We start from the raw sequence: 7,478 nt of genomic DNA on the forward strand, positions 1-7,478 counted from the left end.
CAATGCTCGTTGGTCTTTATTCGGGTAGAGTCGGAATTTGTAGGCTTTATGTGGCATGACAATCACCTCTTTCTACTTATTATTTTGTCCTTGAGACTGAATATATTTTTTAATCGTTTCTATCGATACACCGCCAGTTGTTATGAGACAGTAACTTTTAGACCAAAACATTTCTTTCCATAATTGCTGTTTGATTTCTGGAAAGTCTCGTTTTATTAGACGTGAACTCGCTGATTTATATGCATTGATGAATTTTGAAAGTTCGGTATTAGGGTGTGCTTTAAATAAAATGTGAACATGGTCTTTATCATGGTGCCATTCTACTAAAGATATGTTATAGTTGCTTCCTATTCTTTTAAAAATATCTTTTGCGTAAGTTGATTTCTCATCATTAAATACTTTTTTTCGGTATTTGACGACTAAAACTAAGTGATAGTGCAATGAGAATACTGAATGATTATTACTATCTAAAACCATTGTTGTATCAGCCTTTCTTGTTTATAATACTGATTATACAATCAAGCTGATTTACAGTCAAAACTTAATGCCTTGTAGCATTCACCACCCACCTACTCGCTACGCTCTTTGAGGTGGGCGTCCTCTGCTACATTCAAGATAGAAGGGAACAGAAATATGAAGGAATTGCGCTCGTACAGTTTAATTATTATCGGAACGTTGATTTTGGGGATTTCCTATAATGCCTTTTTACTACCAGCAAAACTTGCGGCTGGTGGCGTCGTTGGCATCAGTACCATTTTGCATGAGTTATATGGTTGGACACCCTCGCTTGTTCAAATTTCGCTGAACCTACCATTATTTATTTTAGGCTATTTTTTATTAGGAAAAAGCTTTAGTGTTAAAACGCTTATTGGGACGACCTTATTACCATTATTTATCGCCTTAACGAGTAAGCTACCAGCAGGTGTGGAAGATCCAATGCTCGCGTCAATTTATGGTGGGATTTTGACGGGTCTTGGACTAGGGCTCGTATTCCGTGGTAATGGCTCTACAGGTGGGACGACGATTATTGGCCAGTTACTGAAAAAATATTTCCATTTTTCAAGTGGTTTTGCGCAAATTTTAATCGATGCAACGATTGTCATTTGGGCGATGTTTGTTTTTAATCTCGAGCTTGCGCTATATGCGATGATTGCGATTTTCATTACAGGTAAGGTGATTGACCTCGTACAGCTACGCACATCGACATCGAAGCTGGTGTTAATTGTGACGGACCAGGAAGAAGCCGTGAAAAAGCTCATTCACGATGAAATTGACCGTGGTATGACGAAGCTGTGGTCTGAGGGGGGCTATTCAAAACAGCAAAAAGCCCTATTATTTACGGTCGTTGAACAGGCAGAGGCCGTTTATTTAAAGGAATTACTCCAACAAGAAACAGATTCATTCGTTATTTTCTTAAATGCGTCAGATATTTTAGGTCGAGGTTTTTCAATGCCACGTTAACAAAAAAATCACGTCCAACAATTGTCGGTCGTGATTTTTATTTTTTTTCGTAATAAATGAGCATTGCTTCTGCTAAAATTTGTGTTAATTCTGAGACGGTTTTAGTTGTTTGAATGTGTATTTCAAACGGATTTGATGGATCAAAGTCTACGAAATGAGGCTCTTTTTCTAAATGAATCGTTGTTTCTAGTAGAATCGTTTCATGGAATAGCTGGGCAGCAAGAATTTGCAATAGTTTAGCAGCCTGTGCAGATTGTAAAATAAAATGCGCTGGTTTTTCTTCAATGAGTTCATACGTAGCTGGTACTTGCGAAGTCTCGATGAACTGACAAGTAAATGGCGTTTTTTGAAAAAAGAGAATATGTTCATCAAATAAAGCGATGATGCTTTGATTTTTTTCAAAGGTACATTGGATGTTATGCTGCATAAGTGTACGAATAAATTGTCGCTCTGCCTCACCCAGTTGGAAATGAAAATGAATTTTGCCATTTAATAATGTGCGACGTATGATGTGTAATGACTGATTTTCTAACAGTTGCTCATTTAAGTTAATAATCGAACATTTATCGGCCATTGCTAGAAAATATTCAAATAGCTGATTGTATTCTTGTACAATTTGATTTTCACGATGCGAAAACGCCATCGTTTGTGCTTCGAATGGATTAGATTGGTCTAAAATATACATAGATGCTCCTTAAGACTTAAATTGAGTTTATTATAACTGCAAATGAATAGTGAAATCAATGATTGCATCATTATGAGTATCGTTTAACGAAGGAAAGGGCGAGAATAATGAAGAAAAAACTAATAATAGGTACTGCGCTAACGGTCATAGTAGCCCTCATCGCAGCCAAACGAAAAAAACAGGTGAATCAAATATTTTATTTAGCAAAGGATGCGCCCTATTATGATGCGGTTAAAGGCGCGCGACAAGGAACGTTTCCGGCAGTTGTAGATGGCGTACATCAGCAAGTGGTCGTCGCGCAGTTTATAAATGAAAAATGGGTTTGTCTAACAGACGGTCGTTATATGAAGTTATCGTATTTGCAGGTCAATATTGACGGCGTGAGCGAATTAATGGCCAAAGAAGATGTGGTTATTTTTGAGGAGCCCTATCAAACGAGCAAAAAAATTGGTACATTATCCTTTGGTTCACGTGTAGAAGTTATAGAAGATGGCGGGGAATGGACAAAAATTCATTTGCATAACAGATGGCGGTGTATCGAAGGGTATGTTATGACTGCCTATATGAAATATTAAAAAAGAGGGGTCGCGTATTGGCGCGATCCCTCTTTTTATTACGATTAAGCTTCGGTTACAGAAATGCTAGCAGATGCTTTGATTGTATTGCCAATCGTGCAGCCACGTTCAGCAATTTTGATTAATTTGGTACGGTAAGATGCCTCTAAATGAGCAGGCAATGTGAGCTCAACGTCAATCGTAGTAAAGCGGTTTGTGATACCATCCTCTTTAGAGGCAGTAGCCGTTGCTGCTACGTCCTCTAGCTGAAAATCAATGCCGTCGCGTTCTAAGACCTTTCGTACGTTCATCGTCATACAGAGCGCAACCGCCGCCTCTAGTAGTTCCTTTGGTCGAAAACCTTGCGCATCGATGTCACCATTAAAGCCCGTAGCCGTCATACCCGCATCATTTGTAATTGTTGCCTGCTGATTGTCATAATGAATACGTGTCATGCTAAAACCCCTTTATGCTTTTGTGTATTTTTTAATAGCTGGTAAAATATCGTGGCCAATAATTTCGATATTATGCATTAATTTATCGAATGGCACACCACCAAAGTCAATTTGCGCCATAAAGCGGTGCATACCGAATAATTCGTATTGATACAGGATTTTTTCAATAATCATTTGGCTATCACCGACCATCAGCGCATCAGTCGGGTCCTGTGCGGCATTAGCTACCTGCGCGAACGGATAGCCGCTACCACGAATCGCTTGGAAGCCACCTGATAAATGAGGGTGTGCGCCATTTGCAGCAAGCTCAGCTGTATCGCCTACATGGAATAGACTTGCTGTTGCAAGAGGGAAATCCTCGCGCTTAAAGCCGCTACGTTCAAGTGCCTCGTAATAGGCATCAACCGATACGGCGAAGTTTTGCGCAGGTCCGCCAAGTGTTGTGAGCATCATTGGCACACCCATATAGCCCGCCTTAATCGCTGACCCCGGAGGACCACCAACTGCACGCCATAATGGCAGTGTCCCTTCTGATGGTTTTGGTAAAATATCGGCATTCACAAGTGGTTTACGGAATTGACCTTCCCAGTTAACTAAACCTTGTGCATCGTTAATTTGTTTTAATAGCGCTAATTTTTCTTCAAAAATCGCCTCATAGTCTTTTAAATCAACACCGAATAAATCATAGGCACCGACACGAGAGCCACGTCCTGCAACGATTTCTGCACGTCCATTTGAGATTAAGTCTAGTGTTGCGAATTCTTCATATACACGAACCGGATCCGCCACACTAATAACAGAGGCAGAGCTCGTTAATTTAATAGTATTTGTCGCCTGTGCAATGGCACCAAGCACGACCGTATGCGCCTGTGTTGTAAAGTAGCTCTGGTGACTTTCGCCTACACCAAAGACATCAATGCCAACATCCTCTGCTAGACGTGCTAACTCAATAATTTCTTGAATACGTTCACCAGCAGATAGACGAGAGCCTGTTAATGGATTTGGAATGTGATCGCCAAGTGAATACAAACCAAACTCCATGCCATTTGCTGGGTTGATGCGGTTTTTCATTTATAATTCCTCCTCAATAACGGTTAATTTTTCTTCGATTTCTGCGCGACGTTGTTCTAAAAATGGTGGTAAATCGAGTGTTTCGCCCATATGCGCGCGATTTTCATCAATCGTAAATCCAGGTCCATCTGTCGCTACCTCGATTAAAATATGATTGGCCTCACGGAAGTAGATGCTTTGGAAGAAGTAGCGGTCAATAATGCCCTCTGATTTAAAACCATGTGCACGCGCTTGTGCTAGGACATCTTCAAGCTCCTCTAAATCTTTGACGCGTAATGCAAGGTGATGAATGCTGCCGCGTCCAGGTTTTTCGCGGTCTCCCTGTTGTTCAATGACCATGATTTCACCAAGTGCTGAGCCGAGTTGTTTTTGATAAATATGATTCTGTGCAGTATAACCAAAAATTTCTGTTAATGTTTTGGCAAGTGCCGCTTCGTCACGAACGGTCATTTCAACGGTACCCATACCTTGAATTAAGTGCTCTTCTGGAATATCTGTTTGTGGCCAAGGTTCCCAGAAATCTTCACGGTCATCTGCAACGATTAAATGCATGCGTAGACCATCTTCATCTTCAAAAGGAAGTGCTGGGCGATTTGCATACGTTGTAATATCCCCATGCTTCACATCATATTGTGTAAAGCGTTGCTGCCAAAATATAAGACTTTCTTCTGATGGCACAATCAATGAAAAGCCTGTGATTGCGTTTGTGCCGCGATGTGTTGCACCAGCAATTTTCATCTCGAAAAATGTAATATTTGTGCCCGGGGTTCCCGTCGTATCTCCATAAAATAAATGGTACATATGCGGATCATCTTGATTGACTGTCAGTTTCACACGGCGTAAGCCTAAAATATGACGATAGAAGTGGTTATTGGTATTTGCGTTTTTTGTAATCATTGAAATATGATGATGCATAATGTTTCCTCCTAGATGTAGCTCTTTAATTGTTTCTATTTTATCTTGAAATCAAGATAAATGCAAGGGTTATTGAAAAATTGTACGATGTCAGATTATTTCTACTATAATAGAAGGTAAGGGGGATGAATCATGCAACAACAGACACAGCAACTTTTAGATGGATTACGCCAAAATAGTGAGGCATTGATTGAGGACGGATTACTCTTAGCGGCGCGTCATCGCTACAGTCGTGCGTATTTATGCTTTCAAGCCGCGATTGATGAAATGAATAAATATTTTAGTATTGAGCGCACAGAAAAAGTAGCACCGATTAATTGGCCGGCCATTGATGTCGATTTATTAAATGATAATACCGTGCTTGAAAAAGATACGATTATTGAGCAGGCGCTCGTAAAATTATTAAAAGACCGCGCGTTTGGCAATGAGGTTCAAACCTTATCAGAATTTGCGAATGCCATTGATTCGTTTAAACGATTACTAGCAGGAGATGAGGAAGCGCTTGTAGCTGCACTTGATGAGCCACTTCAATATATGATGTTTGACGGAGCGGATCATATTGAGCGCGTGATGCATGAGCGCAATGAGCTACGCAAAAGCGTGCTGCAAGTCGATATTACAAATGACGGCTATCAATGCCCAGCCGACGTAATTACATATGAACATATGGTAGAGATTGGCATGGCCGCACTTGCCAATCAATTAATGATGGATTATTAAGGACAGAATGAAAAAGAGGCTGGGACATACGTGTAAGAACACTCGCTCATATGAGCATAAGAAAAACTGGAATCGTGCTGTTGCGCGGTTCCTGTTTTTCGTTGCGAACGCTAAAAAAGTGTTTTGTCCTAGCCTCTTTTTTAGTTAGGTTATAAGTAGAAGAAAGCAAGTGAACGAGCGAGTTTTTACGGGTGAATTGTATGAGCAATTCATGTAGGGGTGTTATTGGTAGTTACGAAATCGACTGATTTATTTTCCTGAATACGGCTTTGGATACTAAAAAAGACGAAATATTTATTCGTATGGTTTTAATATATCAACATTAAGAAGGAGATATTTACAATTGAAATTACTAAAAATGACCAAAAAAGATTTTAAAGGACAAGAGTATTATGATTTACTAGATTATATTTTTAAAGAGGCTGATACATTTGAATTTACAATTGCTGAGGAAAATGTAAAAGTAAATTTTAAAAATATATTAAATAAAAATCGTCTAGAAGATGCCTATTCAAAATATCTAGATCCTTTAGATGAGTTTTTAATTGAAAAGAAAAAGACACATAGAAATCTAGTGAAAATATTTGAAGAGCGTTATAAAATACATGTTTTCAAATATAAAGCTATTAATCGTTCAAAAGAAGTCATCAAGACTTTTACAAATCATGCATATGGTTGGGATATATGTATGGGGTTAGAATATCTAACATTCTATAGCGGAGAAAGTGAATTAGTAAGTATCGTTGAAGATGAAGATGAAATCTATTTCTTTAATGCCTCTTTAGATACTATTTTTCCGAAAATCAAAGAACATACAGATGATTGGAATATGTGGGAAGATGAATAGTACGGAATATTAAAATGAAATAACATTCCCAAATGGTAGTTAGGGATGCTAATAGCTAGGATCAATGCGATTCTAGCTATTTTTCTTTATCAAACGTCGCTTTGGGAACTAAATCAATTTAAAAAAGTCTACAATAAAAGGAATTATTTAACTTTGATTTGAATGTGATGAGGAGTATTTATTGTGAATTTTTTTAGGAGGGTAGAGATGAGATGAAAAATAAAAAATTGTTGATATTTATTATTTTGGCATTTGTTCTGATTGTAGGAATTATAATATATAGCAATGCGCCAAAAATGAAAGCCATTAATGATAATTCTAATTGGAATTATAAGATCATGGAAGATAAAAATAGTTCTGAGGAGTTACAAGGTGTTTTATCTCAAAAAAATGAAAAGGATAAGATGGAAGTAGTTTCTTTTTATATAAAGAAGGCAGCTTCTGATAAGCAAGTAGCAACTTATACAAATGAGGATGTTAAAGCTGGTTTCACTGAAGAGAATTATAAGAATGAAAAAAATCCTATCTTTATAGAGTTTCCTTTGGGAAATGCCTTAGATGAAGGTACGGAATATTCTTTAATATTAAAATACAAGATTAACGGTGAAGTTAAGATTGATGAAATAAAATTTAAATAGTTTTATACAAATAAAAGTTCCCAAATCATTCTTAGGTTTCTTATACTAACGATGCAATATACAATCCTATTCAAAATAACGTTCCCAAACGAAAGTTAGGGAACATCAAAAAAGCCACAAATCATTAATTTG

The 7,478-nt window shown here is 38.0% G+C and carries 10 protein-coding genes; 5 read left to right on the forward strand and 5 right to left on the reverse strand.

Annotation, left to right across the window (positions count from 1 at the left end):
• Positions 1–72: 72 nt before the first annotated feature.
• Positions 73–477, reverse strand: coding sequence for an IS200/IS605 family transposase (gene tnpA / locus KTHG_RS10040; protein WP_139993256.1), 405 nt, complete (start codon positions 475–477; stop codon positions 73–75).
• Positions 478–633: 156 nt separating this feature from the next.
• Between tnpA and KTHG_RS10045 the strand changes: the two genes are divergently transcribed.
• Positions 634–1,461 (forward strand): YitT family protein, encoded by an 828-nt coding sequence (locus KTHG_RS10045; RefSeq protein ID WP_139993258.1) that lies wholly within the window; start codon positions 634–636, stop codon positions 1,459–1,461.
• Between the two features lie 37 nt (positions 1,462–1,498).
• Here KTHG_RS10045 and KTHG_RS10050 read toward each other — a convergent pair whose 3' ends face one another.
• A complete protein-coding gene (locus KTHG_RS10050) occupies positions 1,499–2,146 on the reverse strand; it encodes a hypothetical protein (protein WP_139993260.1) in 648 nt (215 codons plus the stop codon).
• A gap of 107 nt (positions 2,147–2,253) precedes the next feature.
• Between KTHG_RS10050 and KTHG_RS10055 the strand changes: the two genes are divergently transcribed.
• Complete coding sequence (locus KTHG_RS10055) at positions 2,254–2,721, forward strand: SH3 domain-containing protein (RefSeq protein ID WP_139993262.1); 468 nt, start codon at positions 2,254–2,256, stop codon at positions 2,719–2,721.
• Positions 2,722–2,765: 44 nt separating this feature from the next.
• Here KTHG_RS10055 and KTHG_RS10060 read toward each other — a convergent pair whose 3' ends face one another.
• Genes KTHG_RS10060 through KTHG_RS10070 form a run of 3 tightly spaced genes read right to left on the reverse strand, consistent with a single transcriptional unit; the run spans position 2,766 to position 5,141 of the window.
• The gene (locus KTHG_RS10060) at positions 2,766–3,155 is read right to left on the reverse strand and encodes an OsmC family protein (RefSeq protein WP_139993264.1); all 390 of its coding nucleotides are present in this window, start codon (positions 3,153–3,155) and stop codon (positions 2,766–2,768) included.
• 12 nt (positions 3,156–3,167) lie between these two features.
• The gene (locus KTHG_RS10065; protein WP_139993266.1) at positions 3,168–4,226 is read right to left on the reverse strand and encodes an LLM class flavin-dependent oxidoreductase; all 1,059 of its coding nucleotides are present in this window, start codon (positions 4,224–4,226) and stop codon (positions 3,168–3,170) included.
• Positions 4,227–5,141, reverse strand: coding sequence for a VOC family protein (locus KTHG_RS10070; RefSeq protein ID WP_139993268.1), 915 nt, complete (start codon positions 5,139–5,141; stop codon positions 4,227–4,229).
• A 132-nt stretch (positions 5,142–5,273) separates the two neighbouring features.
• Here KTHG_RS10070 and KTHG_RS10075 point away from each other — a divergent pair, with 132 nt between their 5' ends.
• The 3 genes from KTHG_RS10075 to KTHG_RS10085 all read left to right on the forward strand — a co-directional run bounded on the left by KTHG_RS10075 (position 5,274) and on the right by KTHG_RS10085 (position 7,346).
• Positions 5,274–5,861, forward strand: a complete 588-nt coding sequence (locus KTHG_RS10075; protein ID WP_139993270.1) for an AbiV family abortive infection protein — start codon at positions 5,274–5,276, stop codon at positions 5,859–5,861.
• Positions 5,862–6,204: 343 nt separating this feature from the next.
• Positions 6,205–6,708 carry a hypothetical protein gene (locus KTHG_RS10080; protein WP_139993272.1) on the forward strand — a complete coding sequence of 168 codons (504 nt, stop codon included), beginning with the start codon at positions 6,205–6,207 and terminating at the stop codon, positions 6,706–6,708.
• A gap of 212 nt (positions 6,709–6,920) precedes the next feature.
• Positions 6,921–7,346, forward strand: a complete 426-nt coding sequence (locus KTHG_RS10085; protein WP_139993274.1) for a hypothetical protein — start codon at positions 6,921–6,923, stop codon at positions 7,344–7,346.
• Positions 7,347–7,478 lie beyond the last annotated feature (132 nt).

The organism is Kurthia sp. Dielmo (assembly GCF_000307285.2).
GTDB lineage: Bacteria > Bacillota > Bacilli > Bacillales_A > Planococcaceae > Kurthia > Kurthia populi.

Excerpts from the sequence above, each read along its gene's own strand:
- tnpA (WP_139993256.1), bottom strand. The coding sequence starts at position 477 with ATGGTTTTAGATAGTAATAATCATTCAGTATTCTCATTGCACTATCAC.
- KTHG_RS10045 (WP_139993258.1), top strand. The coding sequence starts at position 634 with ATGAAGGAATTGCGCTCGTACAGTTTAATTATTATCGGAACGTTGATT.
- KTHG_RS10050 (WP_139993260.1), bottom strand. The coding sequence starts at position 2,146 with ATGTATATTTTAGACCAATCTAATCCATTCGAAGCACAAACGATGGCG.
- KTHG_RS10055 (WP_139993262.1), top strand. The coding sequence starts at position 2,254 with ATGAAGAAAAAACTAATAATAGGTACTGCGCTAACGGTCATAGTAGCC.
- KTHG_RS10060 (WP_139993264.1), bottom strand. The coding sequence starts at position 3,155 with ATGACACGTATTCATTATGACAATCAGCAGGCAACAATTACAAATGAT.
- KTHG_RS10065 (WP_139993266.1), bottom strand. The coding sequence starts at position 4,226 with ATGAAAAACCGCATCAACCCAGCAAATGGCATGGAGTTTGGTTTGTAT.
- KTHG_RS10070 (WP_139993268.1), bottom strand. The coding sequence starts at position 5,141 with ATGCATCATCATATTTCAATGATTACAAAAAACGCAAATACCAATAAC.
- KTHG_RS10075 (WP_139993270.1), top strand. The coding sequence starts at position 5,274 with ATGCAACAACAGACACAGCAACTTTTAGATGGATTACGCCAAAATAGT.
- KTHG_RS10085 (WP_139993274.1), top strand. The coding sequence starts at position 6,921 with ATGAAAAATAAAAAATTGTTGATATTTATTATTTTGGCATTTGTTCTG.